The following is a 17,622-nucleotide window of genomic DNA, read 5'->3' on the forward strand; positions in this document are numbered from 1 at the left end:
ATGGCTGCCAAAATTCTTCTGGTCGAAGATGACCACGCCCTGCGCGAAGCCTTGGGAATAACACTTGAGCTCGGCGGCTACGGCTATCGTGCCGTCAACTGTGCCGAGGCGGCTCTGGCGGCGCTGCAGGAAGAGACATTCGCGTTGGTCATTAGCGATGTGAACATGCCCGGAATGGACGGTCACGAGCTGCTGGCCTTGATCCGAAAGCGCTACCCGCATACCCCCGTGCTGCTCATGACCGCGTTCGGTGCCGTGGCAAGGGCGGTAGATGCGATGCGCCAAGGCGCGCTCGATTACTTGGTAAAACCATTCGAACCGACGACGCTGCTCGAATTGCTGGGGCGGCATCTGGACGGCGCGATCACGGCCGACGCGCAAGGTCCGATCGCCTGCGAACCGGCCAGCCAGCAGTTGCTTAGCCTCGCCCGGCGTGTGGCGCAAAGCGACTCGACCGTACTGATATCTGGTGAGTCCGGCACGGGCAAAGAAGTGCTCGCTCGTTACATTCATCAGCAGTCGTCCCGGAACGGGCGGCCATTCATCGCCATCAATTGCGCAGCGATTCCGGACAACATGCTCGAGGCGACGCTGTTCGGGCATGAGAAGGGCGCGTTTACCGGCGCCATCGCCAGCCAGCCGGGCAAGTTCGAACAGGCCGATGGCGGTACGTTGCTGCTTGATGAAATTTCCGAGATGCCGCTCGGGTTGCAGGCGAAACTGCTGCGGGTGCTGCAGGAGCGGGAGGTCGAGCGGGTCGGCGGCCGCCGCCCCATTACGCTGGATATCCGGGTGCTCGCCACCACCAACCGAGATCTGCGCAGCGAGGTCGCGGCAGGCCGTTTTCGTGAAGATCTGTACTATCGCCTGTCGGTTTTCCCCCTGACATGGTCCCCACTGCGGCAGCGTCCAGCGGACATTCTGCCGTTGGCTGAGCGTTTGCTGGCCAGCCACGCTCGCAAGATGCGGCAGATTCCGCCTCGGTTGTCTGCTGAGGCTCAACGCTGCTTGCTCGGTCATGCCTGGCCAGGAAACGTGCGCGAGCTGGACAATGCCATCCAGCGGGCGCTGATTTTGCAACAAGGCGGACTGATCCAACCGCAGGATTTGTTCCTGGCGGAGGTGGGCGGTTTGCCCGGCGCCGTATCGGCCACTTCGAGCGTCGCGGCGCCGGAGCCGTTGCCGAGCGAAGCCGTTTCGCCGCGGAGCGAACCTTGCTCAGCGCTAGGCGACGATCTGCGTCGGCGTGAATTCCAGCTGATTATCGATACCCTGCGTGCCGAGCGTGGTCGGCGTAAGGAAACGGCCGATCGCCTGGGAATAAGTGCGCGCACGCTGCGCTACAAGCTGGCGCAGATGCGTGACGCCGGGGTAGATGTCGAGGCGTCGCTGTATACCGGTTGAAAAACCATGCGGCGTCGCTCTGATAAGCTCCTGGCATCACAGTAAGGAGATTCGCAGGTGCACGAAGACTTCTGGCAGGAACGTTGGGCTCGCAACGAAATTGGTTTTCATCTTGACGATGTGCATCCGGGATTGCGCCGCCACTGGCCTCGATTGGCTCTGCCGAGCGGCGCGACGGTGTTGGTGCCGCTATGCGGCAAGAGTCTGGATCTGGCATGGCTCGCCGGGCAGGGCTTCAAGGTCATGGGTGTCGAACTGAGTCAGAAGGCCGTAGAGGCGTTCTTCGTCGAGCATCAACTCGAAGCCGAGATTTCTCAGGAAGGGCCGTACCGCATTTATCGCGCCGGCATGCTGGAGATTCGTTGTGGCGACTTCTTCGCGCTCCGTGCGGACGATGTAGCTGACTGCCGGGGCGTCTACGACCGAGCTGCGCTGATCGCTCTGCCGCCGGCGATGCGTGAGCGCTATGCGACGTTGCTGACGGCCATCCTGCCGGTTGGCTGCCAGCAATTGCTGGTCACGCTAGATTATGACCAGGCGGAAATGGACGGCCCGCCGTTTGCCGTTAGCTCCAGCGAAGTGCGTGATCTGTACGCCGCTGGATGGGATCTGGAGTTGCTGGAGGCCAAGGAGGTGCTGGAGCGCAACCCGCGCATGCGAGAACGCGGGTTGCGGCGCCTCGAAGAGCAATTCCATCGCCTGATACGCCGGGCTTGACCGTCGACCTCAACGTCGGGCCCAGGGGTGGTCAGCTTTCTGCCTGCAGGCGACGAATGAAGGTATCAGCCTCGTCGATGGCGCGCTGCATGTCCGCCATCAACTGGTCGACGTTGCCTTGCAGCGTACGGTATTCGCCGTGCAAGGCGCTGATCGCGCGAGCGTTGAGGTTGTGCTTGAGAAACAGTACCTGATCCCGGAGCACGCTGAGCACCGGCTCGATGCGCTTCTCGGCGGCTTTCATGCGTTGAATCAACGTGCGGTATTCGGTACGGGTGCGGCTGAGTTCTTTCGCGCTGGCGGCCTTGAGGCTGGCGTTGCTGTACTGCTTGAGTTCGCTCTCCCATTCCTTGAACAGCGCATCGGCGACATCCTCGACTGCCTCGATACGTGACCGGACATCCCTGGCGCTCGCTACGCTTGCCTCGTACTCACGGTTGAGCGCGTCGTAGCGTTTTTCCAGATCGCCGCCCTTGACCTCGACAACGCTGCGATAGCGCTCTAGGGCGTCCTTGAACTGCTGCTTGGCTTCCTGTTGCGAATCGCGGGCATCTTCCACGCGGGTGACGAGAATATCGCGCTTATGGATGCCAGCCTTCTCCATTGCGGAGTAATAGGCGCTCTGGCAGCCAGAAAGAGCGAGCAGCGCGCAGCAGGCGATTATGAAACGGCGCATGGCGATTCCTTGTATGCGGGTTGAGTCAGCATAGACAAACGAAAAGGGCGACTTGCGTCGCCCTTTTTCTATTCATACACGCTCAGCCGCGCTGGCGCAGGGCCTCGATGCGGTCTTCCAGCGAAGGGTGTGTCATGAACAGCCCGGCCATACCATGTTTCAGTGAGCCGTTGATGCCGAACGCCTTGAGCGTGTCGGGCATATGCACTGGCAGGCCCTGCTCGGCACGCAGGCGCTGCAGGGCACCGATCATGGCGCTGGTGCCAGCCAGCTGAGCACCGGCTTCGTCTGCGCGGTACTCGCGCTTACGCGAGAACCACATGACGATGATGCTGGCGAGTACACCCAGCACCAGTTCGGCAAAAATGGTTGCCACGAAGTAGCCGATTCCGTGGCCATCCTCATTTTTGAGAATGACCTTGTCGACGAAGTTGCCGAAAATGCGCGCGAAGAACATGACGAAGGTGTTCACCACCCCCTGGATCAACGCCAGCGTGACCATGTCGCCATTGGCTACGTGGCCGATCTCGTGGGCCAGTACAGCGCGCACTTCATCTGGGGAAAAGCGCTCGAGCAGGCCTTGGCTCACGGCGACCAGCGCATCATTCCTGTTCCAGCCAGTGGCAAAGGCGTTGGCCTCGTACGCCGGGAAAATGCCGACTTCAGGCATCTTGATGCCGGCTTCGCGCGACAGCTGCTCGACGGTTTGCAGCAACCACTGTTCATGGCGGGTACGCGGCTGGCTGATGATCTCCGTGCGGGTGCTCATCTTCGCCATCCATTTAGAGATGAACAGCGAAATCAGCGAGCCGGCAAAGCCGAACACTGCGCAGAACACCAGCAGGCTGCCGTAATTCTGGCCGGTGTAGCGATCAACCCCGAGTAGCTTCAGGGTGATGCTGGCGATGACCAAGACCGCAAGGTTGGTGGCCAGGAACAAGAAAATGCGCATCATGTTGCGGCAGACTCCGGGTAGGAATTGAAGAACGATAGGCTATATAAGGCCCGCCCTTGAGCTATTCAACCGAGCGACTATTTCAAGCTATGTCGCCCGTCCGGCAAGGCTGGGATGTAGCGGCGAGCCGGACTCGTTTTCAAACAGCAAACGGGCAAGCCGGGCGATGCGCTCGCTGTGTCCTTCCTTGATGGCGGTGCGAAGTTGGTGGGCGAGACTGGCTTGAATGCGCAGTACGCTGGGCGGCAGGTCTGAATCGCCGGCAATGTGTCCGGGCACCGCGCGCGTCAGGCGCACAAAGCCCTTTTCCGTGAGTACCGCCTGGTCCAGAGCCTGAAACTGAATAGTGCTGTCGAAGCGTATATAGCCTTCTTCGGCAAGCCAGAGTAGGGCGCCCAGGCAGCTCTGGTGGCGCTTGGAGGGAAGACCGAATTCGTCTGGATCTTCCCGCCCGATCAGGTCTTCGACATACAGCGCAACCTTGCGCGGGAAAGCCTGATAAAGCACTAGCAGGCCGCCCGCTGCATCCTTGTAGAAGTCGTCGATCTGCAGGTCCATCGGGCTACTGCTGATAGGTCTTGAGGAAGTTGCCGATGCGGCCGATGGCCTGCTCCAGATCGTCTACTCGGGGCAGGGTGACCACGCGGAAGTGATCCGGCCACGGCCAGTTGAACGCGGTGCCCTGGACGATCAGCAGTTTCTCGGAAAGCAGCAGGTCGAGTACGAATTTCTCATCGTTATGGATCGGGCAGATCTTTGGATCGATCCGGGGAAACGCATAAAGCGCGCCCATGGGCTTGACGCAACTGATGCCCGGAATGTCGTTGAGCAATTCCCAGGTGCGGTTGCGCTGTTCGAGCAGCCGGCCTTGCGGCAGAACCAGATCGTTGATGCTCTGATAGCCTCCGAGCGCGGTCTGGATGGCGTGCTGCGAAGGCACGTTGGCGCACAGGCGCATGTTGGCAAGGATATCCAGGCCTTCGATGTAGCTCTGTGCCTTGTGCTTCGGTCCGGAGATCGCTACCCAGCCTGAACGGAAGCCCGCGACGCGATAAGACTTCGATAGCCCGTTGAAGGTCAGGCAGAGCACGTCCGGGGCCAGGGATGCTGTGCAGATGTGTACCGCGTCGTCGTAGAGAATCTTGTCGTAGATCTCGTCGGAAAACAGCACCAGCTTGTGCTGGCGCGCCAGCTCGACCATGCCTTCCAGAACTTCCTTCGGATAGACCGCGCCAGTAGGGTTGTTCGGGTTGATCAGCACCAGTGCTTTGGTGTTTGGTGTGATCTTGGCCTTGATGTCTGCCAGATCCGGCCACCAGTTGGCCTGCTCGTCGCAGAGATAGTGCACTGGCTTGCCGCCGGCCAGGCTGACCGCAGCGGTCCAAAGTGGGTAGTCCGGTGCAGGAATCAGTACTTCGTCACCATTGTTCAGCAGGGCCTGCATGGACATCACGATGAGCTCGGACACGCCGTTGCCGAGGTAGATGTCTTCGATACCGACGCCTTCCACCTGCTTCTGCTGGTAGTACTGCATGATCGCCTTGCGGGCGCTGAACAGGCCTTTCGAGTCGCTGTAGCCCTGGGCTGTGGGCAGGTTGCGGATCACATCCTGAAGGATCTCCTCCGGTGCTTCGAAACCGAACGGCGCCGGGTTGCCGATATTCAGCTTGAGGATGCGATGGCCTTCCTCCTCCAGGCGTTTGGCGTGCTTGAGCACGGGCCCACGGATGTCGTAACAGACATTGGCGAGCTTGTTCGATTTGCTGACCTGCATGATCCTGAGTGTCCCGAAGTGAAAACGTGCCAGTTCCGGAAATGGCTGGCCACGCTTGGCATGAACCCGGGCGCCTTGGCAGTCGGAAACCCCGCTGCCAGACTAGGCGTCGAAGAGGGACGCATGATACGTGCGCCCCGGGCAGTGGAAAAGGTACAGATCGGCCCTTTTTTATATAGGGTCTGTTCGTGCCTGGTTTGCACCGAGGGCGCATGGCGAATCGCGTTACGCGGTATCGCTTGGCTTCTCAGGAATGCCAACTACCTGCGTTGCGCAGCAAGGCGGCTCGACGAACCGCAACAGACCGGAGGAGTGTAACGATGGATAAGCTGGAAAAACCGCTTGATGTCTGGCGCGAGGAGCTCTCAGACGAGCAGTTCCAGATCTGCCGGCTGGGTGCCACTGAGCGACCCTTCACAGGCAAGTACAACGATACCAATACGCCTGGCATCTACCATTGCGCCTGCTGTGACGAGCCGCTTTTCGATGCTGATGCCAAGTTCGATTCCGGCTGTGGCTGGCCCAGCTACTTCCAGCCGGTCAGTGATACGGCCATCGCCAGCCTGGATGATTTCAGCCATGGCATGCACCGGATAGAGGTCAGGTGCGCGCGCTGCGATGCTCATCTTGGCCATGTATTTCCTGATGGGCCAAAGCCATCCGGCTTGCGCTACTGCATCAATTCCGCCTCTCTCAATCTGAAACCGAGCGAGGCTTGATGCCTGCCCGGTCCCAAGGAGCCTTGCATGCACGATTCAATGCTAGACATCCCCTGCGTCACCATTGAAGGCGCGGCGAAGACGCTTGCCGATTTCGATGCCAAGGTACTGCTGGTGGTCAACACGGCCAGTCAGTGCGGTTTTACTCCTCAATACAAAGGGCTGGAGGAGCTGTGGCAGCGTTACGGTGAGCGCGGGCTGGTGGTGCTCGGGTTTCCGTGTAATCAGTTCGGGAAACAAGAACCTGACGGAGACCAGGAAATTGCTGCGTTCTGCGAGCGGCGCTTTGGTGTTTCCTTTCCATTGTTCGCAAAAATTGAAGTCAACGGTGGCGACGCTCATCCGCTGTTCATCGAGCTGAAGAAACGTGCGCCTGGCCTGCTGGGCAGCAAGGCGATCAAATGGAATTTCACAAAATTTCTCATTACCGATCAGGGGCGAACTGTCACTCGTTACTCGTCGCGGACCACGCCGCAGGCGTTGGCAGAGGACATCGAAGCCCTACTCTGATGCCTCGAGAAGCCGGGGCTTTGCTACAAACATGATCGCTTGTTGTGCGGCCCGGCCCGACCGGGCCTTCTCATATCTGGAGCCATGATGGATGTTGAACTAAAAGCCTTCCTGCAACGCGCCGAAGGCCTGTTGGCGCGTATCGAGCCGTTGCTGCCGGCGCAGCCGCCATGCATCGATTGGGACCGTACCTTGGCGGCACGCTGGCAGCGTGACACCCGTAGTGGCTACCTGGCGCCGTTGCAGGTCAGTCTGGACATGACGTTGGACGACCTGATTGGTATTGATCGCCAGCGCGATCTGCTCGCAGCGAATACCCGCCAGTTCGTCGATGGGCTACCAGCCAATCATGTGTTGCTCTGGGGCGCCCGTGGCACCGGTAAGTCGTCACTGATCCGCGCTTTGCTGGCCGCGTACGCCGGGCGCGGGCTGCGGCTGATCGAAATCGAACGCGATCATCTGGCGGATTTGCCGCGCGTCGTCGAGCAGCTCGCAGGGCTGCAGCAGGCGTTCGTCCTGTTCTGTGACGACTTGTCGTTCGAGGCGGGTGAGGGTGACTATCGGGTGCTAAAGAGTGTTCTAGACGGATCACTGGAGCGCGCGCCTGAGAACGTACTGTTGTACGCCACCTCCAATCGCCGGCATCTGGTCCCTGAGCGTCAGAGTGATAACGAAAACTGGCAGATGGTCGATGGTGAGCTGCATCCGAACGAGGCCGTGGAAGACAAGATTGCGTTGTCTGATCGCTTCGGACTGTGGCTGTCGTTCTACCCGTTTTCTCAGCAGCACTACCTCAGCGTAGTGCGTCACTGGATCGATTCGCTGGCTGGCAGCGCGCAATTACAGTGGGCTTGGGACGAATCGTTGGAAAAGGATGCGATTCGCTGGGCCACTGGACGGGGCAATCGTAACGGCCGTTGTGCCTATCAGTACGCGCGTCAGTGGGTGGGCACGCGCTTGCTGGAAGCGCGGGGCTGAACGCAGCGCCCGGGACAGCTGGCCAATGCTGCCCGCTGCTTTTTGCAGCAGCGGGCCGTGCGCAGCGTTCCGGCGCAAGTCAGACGGTAGTGGCCTTACCCATCTCTTTTAGCTTGGCATTCATGCGTTGCTCATCTGGCAGCAGGCTTGCGACCGAAGGCAGCGACAATATGCGCGCGTGGTGCGCGGCCAGGCCCGGCCAGCGTTGAGCGTCGAGCTGTTCACCGCCGTGCGCCAGGTTGATCAGCTGACAGGCAATAGCGATGTCGGCCATCGATAGACGGTCGCCTACAAAGAACGCCTGCTGGCCGAGCTGTTGCTCCAGGTAGTCGAAGTGCGGCGGTAGCTTTTGCTGCAACGTAGCCTGCACGGCTTCTTCGTTACAGGGGTGGCCGGATGTCGGCTTGAGGATGCGATTACGGAACACGGTGAAGGTGGTCAGTGGCGCCAATTCGTAGTCCGCGTATTTTTCCAGCCAGCGTACGCGTCCGCGTTCCTGAGCGTTCTCGCCATAGAGGCCAGCCGTTTCGGGATAGGCCTCCTCCAGGTACTGACAGATCACGCTGGAGTCAGCAAGGGTGCAATCGCCGTCCTTGAGTGCCGGGATACGACCGAGGGGATTGATTTCCAGATACCACTGCGGCGGCGTGAAGGGCATTACCGTTTCGAGCTGATAGTCGAGCCGCTTTTCCTGAAGGCATAGGCGAACCTTGCGCACGAAAGGGGAGAGGGGGACGCCATAAACGGTTAAAGACATCGTCGTGCTCCGCAGCGATTCGGTTGGTCTCGTGCCGCCCGATGGGCGCGCCATCGGGCGAGTTGTCAGTACACGTTGTTCTTCTTCCAGAGATCATCATCGTCGAAAGCCTTCATGCCTTCGGTCAATTCGCTCGGCTCGTCTGCCTTGGGCAGCTCGGTTTTGAGAACCAACGCGTTCGAATGCTCCAGCAAGGCCTCAAGCTGTTTCAACTGGGCTTGGTAGGGAGCCTGCGCAGATTGACGGCGAATATGTTGAATGCCTCGCTCGAACGCCAGGCGAGCACGTTGTGGCTGGTTCTGTTGTAGCGCGAGCTTGCCCAGACCGGTGAAGAACTCGATATGCAGAATAGCCAGCATGCGCTGGATGTCCTGCACCCAGCGTTTGGCCTCGGCTTGTCCAAGCATGCCTTCCTTGGTGGCGCGGACGATTTGCGCGTGAAGATCTTCCAGCATGAAGCGGCTTTCCTTGGCTTGAGCCTCCGTGAGGATCTGCCGTGGCGGATTGCGCACCTCGATGGCCTCGCCCTTGGCTACATCGGCGCGCAAGCTTTGAATGCGCGAGGCCAGCTTGTCATTGCCCTTGTCCAACGGTTGGAGACGCTCGCTCAACGACAGCTCTAGACGGGTAAGCAGGAGCTTGAGCGCTGGCGTCACCATCTGGCCGGGCAGGCCGTCGGACAATTTAGCGCAACGGTTGCAACGGTCCGTGAGGTCCGCGCGTTTGCGGGCTTTTTCCAGGTTGCCTTTTTCGACGATCTGGATGGTATAGACGATGCCGACCAGCAGAAACACACCGGCCAGGATCAATCCCGTGATCATTAGTGGAGACACTTGACTGCACCTCTCGAGCCGCTGGCTTTTCGTTCGAGTGTAGTGGCTTGGTGATGTGGCCGATAGCTTTGCATGCTGATCGGCCATGCCTGGTAAATTTTTTTAAAACTATGCTTGACGGCTCTCAAACCCCTCCATAGAATGCGCGCCACTTGCAGCGTGAAGCACCAAACAGAGCGTTGCAAGCCGGAAGTAAGATGTAGTTTCCGGGCAGCGTCCCCTTCGTCTAGTGGCCTAGGACACCGCCCTTTCACGGCGGTAACAGGGGTTCGAGTCCCCTAGGGGACGCCATTTTTGTTGTAGATACGCGGGAATAGCTCAGTTGGTAGAGCACGACCTTGCCAAGGTCGGGGTCGCGAGTTCGAGTCTCGTTTCCCGCTCCAAATTTTCTTCAAGTACTTCCTGAAAGGACTTGAGGATTGAAAAAGCGACCTTAGGGTCGCTTTTTTCGTTTCTGGATCAGGCTTTTCCAGCCGATATTTGCAGGCGCGTCCCGCGTTGATCAACCACCAATGATGTGGCAGTACTGCCGGGGCCGCGATCACCGCGCGACACCTCGAGTAGTTGACGCTGATCGGTGTCCGCGCGCGGTGTACCTTCAGGTGTACTTGGTGAAGATGCTACGTACACGCGCCAGTGTCTCGCCCGTGTCCTGGGATTGATCGTGCAGCGCCTCCTCGATCAGGCAGGTCAGCATCAACCGATAAGCCTTGTCCAGCGCGCTGCGCGCAGCGGAAAACTGCTGGGCGATGGCTTCGCAATCCTCTCCACGTTTGATCATTGCCTGGATGCCCCGCACCTGTCCCTCGACCCTCGCGAGCCGTTTCAGCATCGCCTGCTGCTGCGCCTGCAGGTCTGCGGATTCGGCAGGAGTAGTCTGGTCGTTCATGCGGCCACCTCGAAACGTTGGAATGGTAGGTCTGCTGCGTTCCGGTTAGCGGAGTCGGCGACTTATATACGGGTAGGGGCATGCTAGCGGCGCAAACGATCAGGGCCAACTTCTTTCGAGCAGCGCTCGATCAGTGCTTGCATAACAATATATAAAAAAATATATTGTTTTCATCGTAAGCGTTCTGGTCATCGTCATGAGCCCCGATTTGGATATAGAGCAACTGCGAGCCAACGCCGCTTCCGCCGGTGCGTTGCTGAAGGCTCTGGCCAACCCTGATCGCCTGTTGTTGCTCTGTCAGCTCTCCCAGGGTGAGCGCAATGTTTCCGAGCTCGAACAACTTTTGGGTATCCAGCAGCCGACACTGTCGCAGCAGCTAGCTGTGCTGAGGCGCGAAGGCTTGGTGGCGACGCGCCGCGAGGGTAAACAGATTCACTATCGAATCAGCAGCCCGGAGGCCTTGGCCGTGATCACCACGCTGTATCAGCTCTTCTGCGAGAGGAGCCAGAAATGACCATAGATTGGATCAGCTTCACGCCCTGGCCTGCACTCGCTGGCGGCGTATTGATTGGTGCGGCGGCGAGTCTGTTTGCGCTGCTCAACGGCCGTATCGCAGGTATCAGTGGGCTGCTCGCCAGCGCACTTCAGCGCGGCGCGGAGGGCAGAGGCGAAAAGCTGATGTTCCTGCTTGGCGTGCTGGTCGCGCCGTTGCTGTGGATGCTGTTCGGTACTTTACCGGCCTTGGAGTTTCAGTCCGATTGGTTCGGGTTGGTAGTGGCCGGGTTACTGGTCGGCGTTGGCACCCGCTATGGCGCCGGATGTACCAGCGGCCATGGGGTATGCGGTATCTCGCGACTGTCTGCGCGCTCCGTCGTCGCCACATTGGCTTTCATGACTGCTGGCTTCGTCACCGTCTTCGTTCTGCGTCATTTGCTTGGAGGGTGAGCATGCGCACGCTGGCTTCGTTTGCTGCCGGGCTGCTGTTCGGGCTGGGGTTGTTGCTCTCGGGAATGGCTAATCCGGCCAAGGTTATTGGCTTTCTAGACATCACCGGCGCCTGGGATCCATCGCTTGCGCTGGTGATGGCCGGTGCCATCGGTACTGCGTTGCTGCCGTTTACGTGGGCCAAGGTGCGTAAGCGTTCGCTGCTTGGTGCTCCGATGCAGCTACCCGACAAGCGCGAGCTTGATGGGAGGCTGATCGGCGGCAGCCTGCTGTTTGGAGTGGGCTGGGGTATCGCTGGCATCTGCCCGGGGCCGGCAATTGCCGTGCTGCTGAGCGGCCATTGGCAGGTCGTGCTTTTCGTTCTCGCCATGCTTGGCGGGATGCTGTTGTTCTCTGCGCTGGAACGCCGGCGCACTTGCTGACCGGGAGGTCATTATGAAAGCCAACGTTGGAACCATCGATCGGGCACTACGGATCATCGTCGGTCTGGCGCTCATCGGCCTGAGCCTGGCGGGCGTGATTGGTGTGTGGGGCTGGATCGGCCTTGTGCCTCTGGCCACCGGCATCTTTCGCTTCTGCCCGGCCTATACCCTGCTTGGCATCAAGACCTGCAAGGCATGCAACGCCAAGTCTTGAATGACTGAGCATCAAACCCGAAGCGCGCCAAAGCAAAAGGCCGACAGCAATGTCGGCCTTTTTGCTTGGTTTAACGAGCACCTCAGTCGAAGCTTGGCAGGCTCGGCTTGATCGCCGGCTTGCCGGCTTCGACCCACGCATCAAACCCGCCGGCGATGGACTTGACGTTCATGTAGCCCATCTCCTGCAGCGCTGCTGCAGCAAGCGCAGCACGACCGCTGGTCTTGCAATAGAGCACGACGCTCAGGTCCCGAGCGCCCAGCTCCGGCGTCCCGCTGAGCTTGAATTCCAGCACGCCGCGCGGGATGTTAAGGGCGCCGTCGATATGCCCCTCGCGAAATTCGTCTGGCTCGCGTACGTCGATCAGTACGTCTGCGGCCTGGATCGCCGCGTCGGCTTCGGTCATCGATACTTCCCGGATGCTGGTCCGGGCCTGTTCGACAAGATCATGGGCGCTCTTCATCTGCGTTCTCCTTCATGCTGGAACGGTGGTCGCGCTGTCGCTCGAGGGCGCGATGAGTGGTTTGCGGGTCCAGTGCGAGCAAGGCTTCGTACTGGCTGATGAATACCTGGCCGCCAAAGTGCCCAAGGAAGTCGGTGCGCCGTAGCCGATCCATTACCGGGCCTTTGACTTCGGAAAGATGGAGCTGAACGCCGGCGGTGTGCAGGCGGGCTGTGATGGCCTCGAGACTTTCCAGCGCGCTCGCATCGATCAGGTTCACCCCTGGGCACATCAGCACCAGGTGCTCGGCTTGAGGATAGCGACCGATCAATTCGGCGATGCGGTCCTCCAGGAAGCGCGCATTGGGGAAGTACAGGCTTTCATCTACCCGTACCGAAAGTACCTTCGGGCTCTGCGCCACGGCGAAGCGCTCGATGTTGCGAAAGTGCTCGCTGCCTGGCAGCTGTCCAACCACGGCAACATGCGGCTGGCTGGTGCGCCAGAGAAACAGAAGCAGCGACAGACCCACGCCCAGGATAATCCCGCTCTCCACCCCAATCAGCAGTACACCGAGCATCGTGGCCGTCATGGCGGCGGCGTCCTGGCGGGAATAGCGCCAGGTTCGTCGCAGTGCGGCGAGGTCCACGAGGCTGAGTACAGCCACGATGATCGTCGCGGCCAGGACGGCGTGTGGCAGGTTATGAAACAGCGGTGTGAAGAACAGCACCGTGAGGCCTATACCCGCGGCGGTCAGGGCACCGGCCAGCGGGGTCTGAGCACCGGCGTCGAAGTTCACCACCGAACGGGCGAAACCGCCCGTGACCGGGAAACCGCCGCTGAATGCTGCAGCGATATTGGCGCTGCCGAGCGCGACCAACTCCTGGTTGGGCTCGATACGCTCGCGGCGCTTGGCTGCCAGGGTTTGGGCTACCGATACCGATTCGACAAATCCCACCAGGCTGATCAGCACCGCGGCCGGCAGAAGTTGCAGGGCGAGTGACAGGTCCAGTGACGGCACACTCAGTGATGGCAGCCCGCGCGGCACTTCGCCGACCACCCGCACGCCCAGGCCGGCGAGCTGAAACGCGCCGACCGCAGCTATCGCAAGAAGCAGGGCGACCACGGGCCCGATCTTGGTCAGGGTGGCGGCTGTACGCGGATTCATTCCCAGGCGATGCAGCCAACTGCCCAGCTGGCTACGCACCAGATAGAGAAACAGCAGGCTGGTGATACCCACGGCTAGGGTCGGCAGGTGAGTCTGTGACAGGCCGGCGATCAGCTCAGTAGCAAGTTCCAGCGCATTGTCGCCAACAACGGAAATACCAAGAATGTGCTTGAGTTGGCCGAGGGCGATGAGAATGCCCGAGGCGCTGATGAATCCGGAAATCACCGGGTGGCTAAGGAAATTCGCCAGAAAGCCCAGGCGCAACACCGCCATCACCAGCAACACCACGCCAGACAGCATCGCCAAGAGCATGGCCGCGCCGATGTATTCCGCGCTGCCCGCCGCGAATAGCGGCCCCAGTGCGGCAGCAGTCATCAGCGAGACCACCGCCACCGGGCCGACGGCCAGGGTGCGGCTGGTGCCGAACAATGTGTAGGCGATCAGCGGCAGCATGCTGGCATACAGGCCGGTCACCGACGGCAGGCCCGCAAGCATCGCGTAGGCCAGGCTTTGCGGAATCAGCATCAAGGTCACGATCAGTGCGGCCAGGCCGTCCTTGGCCGCGGCTGCGCGGTCGTAATGCTGCGCCCAGTCCAGGCATGGCAGAAAGCGAGCCAGCCGCTTCATCATCCCTTTTTCTCCTGAGTGAAGTCGCAGGCGTTCGGCGCCACAACCGGCGCCTGCTTGCGGACCGCAGCGGCGGTCTTGGCGTTAGGCGCGGAGCAAACGTCGCCTAGGCTGAAGATGTCGTCGAAGCGCGGATGGCGCAGGGTTTCATGCTCGGTTTCGAACCAGTTATCAGCATTGCTCAGTGCGCCCTGGCGAACGAATGCTGCGGCGGACGATTGCCAGTACTGCTCCAGCCGAGGCAGTAGACCGGTGAGGTCGTAGTCGCCTGCTTCGCGGTCTGCAACAGCACCTGCGGATCGAGGCGATGTGCCTCGGCCAGCGCCCAGAGTGAGGTCGAGCGGGTTCCGGTTCGACAGAACGCGAGGGCAGGCCCCCTGATCTGTCCAGATACGACGGGCAGATGGTGATACTCAAAACCCGAGGCTTCGGCGGCGGTACGCATGGCTTCGCTGGACGGCTGCCCTTCACCCTCGTTGTCCGGGCGATTGTTGATGACGCACCGCAAACCGCGGCCGGCCACAACAGGGCCATGTCGGCCTGCTGCAGCTGAGCAGCAACGGAGATGAACGGCGTCAGGCGTTTTATGGTTTGCATGTCGACGTACTCCGCGCTCGCAGTTACAGCACATCCAGGGGGATTTTCAGGTAACGCGTGCCGTTGCTCTCGGGCTTCGGCAGCTCGCCGCCGCGCATGTTGATCTGTACCGAAGGCAGGATCAGGGTGGGCATGGCCAACGTTGCGTCGCGCGCGGTGCGCATGGCGACGAACTGTTCTTCGGTGATGCCGACGTGCACGTGCACGTTTTGTTCGCGCTCGGCGGCGATGGTGGTTTCGTAGAGAAACTCCTCGCGGCCGGGTGCCTTGTAGTCATGGCACATGAAGACGCGCGTCTGGTCTGGCAGGGCGAACAGCTTCTGAATGGACTGATACAGCGTGCGGGCATCGCCGCCTGGGAAGTCGCAGCGCGCAGTGCCGTAGTCCGGCATGAACAGCGTATCGCCGACGAACGCGGCGTCGCCGATCACATAGGTCATACAGGCCGGCGTATGGCCCGGGGTGTGGATGGCGCGCGCCTGTACGTTGCCGACCTGAAAGGTGTCACCGTCGTGGAACAGGCGGTCGAACTGACGGCCATCGGTGGCGAACTCGCTGCCGACGTTGAACAGCGTGCCGAAGGTGTGCTGTACCACGGTGATCTGATCGCCGATCGCCAGCTGACCGCCCAGTTGTTGCTTGAGGTAGGGCGCAGCGCTGAGATGGTCGGCATGTACGTGGGTTTCCAGCAGCCACTGCACCGTCAGCTCATTCTCGCGCACATAGTCGACCAGACGCTGGGCGGTGGTGTGGGATGTACGTCCCGAAGCCGGGTCGTAGTCCAGCACTGAATCGATCACTGCGCACTGATGCGTTTCCGGATCGCTAACGACATAGCTGTAAGTGAAGGTTGCTGGGTCGAAAAAGGCTTCAACATGGGCATTCATCGCGTGCTTCTCACTGGCTCTATATACCGGCAGGGGTATCTGCGTGGGGATGATCTTAGTCCGAAATGCAGTTATATGCTTAGAACTATTAGTTATTAACGGCTTGAGGGCACAGCCGCGATGGGCGCTGATGTAGGAGGCTGCACCGCACCGCGGCAGTCGATACTCAGCGGCTGGCCGGGTTGGCCTCGTCGCTGACGATAAGCCCATCGACGAGTTGGATGGTCCGTGCGCAATCCGCGGCAAGTCGCGGGTCGTGAGTCACCACCAGCACCGCACAGCCGAACTGTGCGTTGATACGATGAAACAGCTCGAACACGCTCTGCGCGGTGCGCGTATCGAGGTTACCGGTCGGCTCGTCGGCCAGTAGCAGTGGCGGGCGGGTCACCAGCGCCCGCGCGATGGTGACCCGTTGCTGCTGGCCGCCGGAGATCTGTGTGGGCTTCTTGTCGGCAAACGGGGTCAGCCCGACTTCGTCGAGCAGGCCGCGCGCCAGATCGATATCCGCACGCGAGGGTTTGCCGTGGCGGATCATCAGCGGCATTAACACGTTTTCCAGGACGCTGAAGGCCGAGATCAGATGATGGAACTGGAAAACGAACCCAATCGCCTGATTGCGCAAGTGAGTGCGGGCTTCGTCATCACTTAGGCGCGTGGGCTGCCCGAGCAGGTACAGCTCGCCTGAACTGGGTGTGTCGAGCAGGCCGATCAGGTTCAACAGCGTGCTCTTGCCGGAGCCGGATGGCCCGATCAGCGCGGCCAGCTCGCCGCGACACAGCGACAGGTCGATACCGTGCAGTACCTCTGTTTCCAGTGGTGTGCCGAGGTTGAAGACCTTGCGTACCTGGTCCAGGCGCAATACTTCCGCAGCGTTGCGCTTGATCATCGCTTCAGACATAGCGGATCGCCACGGCTGGGTCGTAGCGCGCCGCGCGCCGCGCAGGCATGGCGGCGGCCAAGACACCGGTGATGGTCGCGACCAGCATCGCCAGCGGCACCAATGTCGGGTCGACGGGGATTTCGAACAGTCGCGGCCCGAACAGATTGAACACTTGCACCAGCCCCCAGCCGACCCCACCACCGCAGGCCGAACCGAGCAGGCCTAGCACGCCGCCTTGCAGCAAAAACACCCGCAGGATTTGCCCGCGCGGGCTACCCATGGCGCGCAGGATACCGATCTCACGGGTGCGCTGAACAACGCTTACCGCCAGCACGCTGGCGATGCCGAACGCCACCGAAATACCGACGAACACGCGGATCATCTCGGTGGTCATGCTTTGCGAGCGGAGCGCATTGAGCAGCTGGCCATTGGTTTCCATCCAGCTTTCCGTGCGCAGGCCGGTAAGCTGCGCCAGACGTCTGGCGATATGGTCGGCGTCGAAAATCTCGGCAACAGTGGTATCGATCACCGTTACGCCACCGGGTAGGTCGAGCAGCGTCTGCGCCTGTTTCAGATCCAGATAGACGTAGCGTGCGTCCAGTTCACGCACACCCAGCTCGAAGATGCCGGCAATGTCGACTACTGTCTCTCGACCTTCGCCGGCATCCAGCCGCAGTTTGTCACCGATGCCCAGACCCAGGTCACGGGCCAGCTCCTTGCCGACAACCGCATGGCCGGCACCGACCACGAAACGCCCGGCGATAAGGTCATCAGCCAGCGGGATGATGCGTTGATAGCGCGGCGGATCGATGCCGAGTAACGCCACCGAAGCACGCGCCACACCACGCCGGGCGATGGCCGGGCCGCTGATCACTGGCGACACGGCGAGGACCTGCGCGTCTTGGTCGAGCACGTCGCGAATGTCCTGCCAGTTGAGGATCGAGCGCAGACGCTGGGCTCGTGGGCTTTCCAGTACCAGTGACCAGGCGCCGTCATCGCCAGGCAAGATGCGGTTGGCCTCGTTCGGCGGCAAGATGCGGATATGCGCCTGGGTGCCGAGCGTGCGCTCCACCACGTTGGCCTGCAGGCCGGTGATCAGTGCGGTAATGAAGACGATCACCGCCGAGCCTACGGCGATACCGAAGATAATCAGCAGCGTCTGCATGCGGTTGTCCAGCAGGAAACGCAGGGCGATTTTCCATTCGGTCCACAGTGATTCGGTCAGGCGCAT

22 protein-coding genes and 2 tRNA genes are annotated in these 17,622 nt (G+C 60.7%); 11 read left to right on the forward strand and 13 right to left on the reverse strand.

Annotation, left to right across the window (positions count from 1 at the left end; genetic code table 11):
* Both SM130_RS08350 and SM130_RS08355 read left to right on the forward strand, forming a co-directional pair.
* Positions 1–1,404 carry a sigma-54-dependent transcriptional regulator gene (locus SM130_RS08350; RefSeq protein WP_102823636.1) on the forward strand — a complete coding sequence of 468 codons (1,404 nt, stop codon included), beginning with the start codon at positions 1–3 and terminating at the stop codon, positions 1,402–1,404.
* 57 nt (positions 1,405–1,461) lie between these two features.
* Entirely contained in the window at positions 1,462–2,121 is a 660-nt protein-coding gene (locus tag SM130_RS08355) for a thiopurine S-methyltransferase (protein WP_102823637.1), read from the forward strand.
* A 31-nt stretch (positions 2,122–2,152) separates the two neighbouring features.
* On the opposite strand, the gene SM130_RS08360 is transcribed toward SM130_RS08355, so the two are convergent.
* From SM130_RS08360 to SM130_RS08375, 4 genes are all read right to left on the reverse strand, one after another.
* Positions 2,153–2,797 (reverse strand): DUF2959 domain-containing protein, encoded by a 645-nt coding sequence (locus SM130_RS08360; protein WP_102823638.1) that lies wholly within the window; start codon positions 2,795–2,797, stop codon positions 2,153–2,155.
* A gap of 82 nt (positions 2,798–2,879) precedes the next feature.
* On the reverse strand, positions 2,880–3,752 hold the full coding sequence (gene htpX / locus SM130_RS08365) for a protease HtpX (RefSeq protein ID WP_102823639.1): 873 nt from the start codon (positions 3,750–3,752) through the stop codon (positions 2,880–2,882).
* Positions 3,753–3,839: 87 nt separating this feature from the next.
* Complete coding sequence (locus tag SM130_RS08370; protein WP_102823640.1) at positions 3,840–4,310, reverse strand: hypothetical protein; 471 nt, start codon at positions 4,308–4,310, stop codon at positions 3,840–3,842.
* 4 nt (positions 4,311–4,314) lie between these two features.
* Positions 4,315–5,526, reverse strand: a complete 1,212-nt coding sequence (locus SM130_RS08375) for a pyridoxal phosphate-dependent aminotransferase (RefSeq protein WP_102823641.1) — start codon at positions 5,524–5,526, stop codon at positions 4,315–4,317.
* A gap of 320 nt (positions 5,527–5,846) precedes the next feature.
* On the opposite strand from SM130_RS08375, the gene msrB reads away from it, so the two are divergent.
* From msrB to SM130_RS08390, 3 genes are all read left to right on the forward strand, one after another.
* Positions 5,847–6,245, forward strand: a complete 399-nt coding sequence (gene msrB, locus SM130_RS08380; protein ID WP_102823642.1) for a peptide-methionine (R)-S-oxide reductase MsrB — start codon at positions 5,847–5,849, stop codon at positions 6,243–6,245.
* A gap of 27 nt (positions 6,246–6,272) precedes the next feature.
* Positions 6,273–6,755, forward strand: coding sequence for a glutathione peroxidase (locus SM130_RS08385; protein ID WP_102823643.1), 483 nt, complete (start codon positions 6,273–6,275; stop codon positions 6,753–6,755).
* An 87-nt stretch (positions 6,756–6,842) separates the two neighbouring features.
* Positions 6,843–7,733 (forward strand): ATP-binding protein, encoded by an 891-nt coding sequence (locus tag SM130_RS08390; RefSeq protein ID WP_102823644.1) that lies wholly within the window; start codon positions 6,843–6,845, stop codon positions 7,731–7,733.
* Positions 7,734–7,812: 79 nt separating this feature from the next.
* On the opposite strand, the gene SM130_RS08395 is transcribed toward SM130_RS08390, so the two are convergent.
* Together SM130_RS08395 and SM130_RS08400 are read right to left on the reverse strand one after the other, a co-directional pair.
* A complete protein-coding gene (locus SM130_RS08395) occupies positions 7,813–8,490 on the reverse strand; it encodes a glutathione S-transferase family protein (protein WP_102823645.1) in 678 nt (225 codons plus the stop codon).
* Positions 8,491–8,555: 65 nt separating this feature from the next.
* Positions 8,556–9,311, reverse strand: a complete 756-nt coding sequence (locus SM130_RS08400) for a hypothetical protein (protein WP_102823646.1) — start codon at positions 9,309–9,311, stop codon at positions 8,556–8,558.
* Between the two features lie 227 nt (positions 9,312–9,538).
* Here SM130_RS08400 and SM130_RS08405 point away from each other — a divergent pair.
* Both SM130_RS08405 and SM130_RS08410 read left to right on the forward strand, forming a co-directional pair.
* Positions 9,539–9,614, forward strand: a tRNA-Glu gene (locus tag SM130_RS08405).
* A 16-nt stretch (positions 9,615–9,630) separates the two neighbouring features.
* A tRNA-Gly gene (locus SM130_RS08410) sits at positions 9,631–9,706 on the forward strand.
* A 215-nt stretch (positions 9,707–9,921) separates the two neighbouring features.
* On the opposite strand, the gene SM130_RS08415 is transcribed toward SM130_RS08410, so the two are convergent.
* Complete coding sequence (locus tag SM130_RS08415; protein WP_102823647.1) at positions 9,922–10,212, reverse strand: metal-sensing transcriptional repressor; 291 nt, start codon at positions 10,210–10,212, stop codon at positions 9,922–9,924.
* 196 nt (positions 10,213–10,408) lie between these two features.
* Here SM130_RS08415 and SM130_RS08420 point away from each other — a divergent pair, with 196 nt between their 5' ends.
* Genes SM130_RS08420 through SM130_RS08435 form a run of 4 tightly spaced genes read left to right on the forward strand, consistent with a single transcriptional unit; the run spans position 10,409 to position 11,793 of the window.
* On the forward strand, positions 10,409–10,726 hold the full coding sequence (locus SM130_RS08420) for an ArsR/SmtB family transcription factor (RefSeq protein ID WP_102823648.1): 318 nt from the start codon (positions 10,409–10,411) through the stop codon (positions 10,724–10,726).
* Positions 10,723–11,157, forward strand: a complete 435-nt coding sequence (locus tag SM130_RS08425) for a YeeE/YedE family protein (RefSeq protein ID WP_102823649.1) — start codon at positions 10,723–10,725, stop codon at positions 11,155–11,157. The genes SM130_RS08420 and SM130_RS08425 overlap by 4 nt, the downstream gene beginning before the upstream one ends.
* Positions 11,158–11,159: 2 nt before the next feature.
* Positions 11,160–11,579: a YeeE/YedE family protein gene (locus SM130_RS08430; RefSeq protein WP_102823650.1), complete on the forward strand. Its 420-nt coding sequence runs from the start codon at positions 11,160–11,162 to the stop codon at positions 11,577–11,579.
* Positions 11,580–11,592: 13 nt separating this feature from the next.
* On the forward strand, positions 11,593–11,793 hold the full coding sequence (locus tag SM130_RS08435) for a YgaP family membrane protein (protein ID WP_102823651.1): 201 nt from the start codon (positions 11,593–11,595) through the stop codon (positions 11,791–11,793).
* Positions 11,794–11,875: 82 nt separating this feature from the next.
* On the opposite strand, the gene SM130_RS08440 is transcribed toward SM130_RS08435, so the two are convergent.
* The 6 genes from SM130_RS08440 to SM130_RS08465 form a co-directional block, all read right to left on the reverse strand.
* The gene (locus SM130_RS08440) at positions 11,876–12,256 is read right to left on the reverse strand and encodes a rhodanese-like domain-containing protein (protein WP_102823652.1); all 381 of its coding nucleotides are present in this window, start codon (positions 12,254–12,256) and stop codon (positions 11,876–11,878) included.
* Entirely contained in the window at positions 12,240–14,030 is a 1,791-nt protein-coding gene (locus SM130_RS08445) for a SulP family inorganic anion transporter (protein WP_102823653.1), read from the reverse strand. Before SM130_RS08445 ends, SM130_RS08440 begins: the two co-directional genes overlap by 17 nt.
* A gap of 178 nt (positions 14,031–14,208) precedes the next feature.
* Positions 14,209–14,658 carry a beta-lactamase hydrolase domain-containing protein gene (locus SM130_RS08450; RefSeq protein ID WP_272890402.1) on the reverse strand — a complete coding sequence of 150 codons (450 nt, stop codon included), beginning with the start codon at positions 14,656–14,658 and terminating at the stop codon, positions 14,209–14,211.
* Positions 14,648–15,511 carry an MBL fold metallo-hydrolase gene (locus SM130_RS08455; protein WP_102823654.1) on the reverse strand — a complete coding sequence of 288 codons (864 nt, stop codon included), beginning with the start codon at positions 15,509–15,511 and terminating at the stop codon, positions 14,648–14,650. The genes SM130_RS08450 and SM130_RS08455 overlap by 11 nt, the downstream gene beginning before the upstream one ends.
* A 166-nt stretch (positions 15,512–15,677) precedes the next feature.
* The gene (locus tag SM130_RS08460; protein WP_181019211.1) at positions 15,678–16,409 is read right to left on the reverse strand and encodes an ABC transporter ATP-binding protein; all 732 of its coding nucleotides are present in this window, start codon (positions 16,407–16,409) and stop codon (positions 15,678–15,680) included.
* Complete coding sequence (locus SM130_RS08465) at positions 16,402–17,622, reverse strand: ABC transporter permease (RefSeq protein ID WP_102823655.1); 1,221 nt, start codon at positions 17,620–17,622, stop codon at positions 16,402–16,404. The genes SM130_RS08460 and SM130_RS08465 overlap by 8 nt, the downstream gene beginning before the upstream one ends.

This window comes from Stutzerimonas stutzeri (assembly GCF_038561965.1).
In the GTDB taxonomy this organism is placed as follows: Bacteria; Pseudomonadota; Gammaproteobacteria; order Pseudomonadales; family Pseudomonadaceae; genus Stutzerimonas; species Stutzerimonas stutzeri_AA.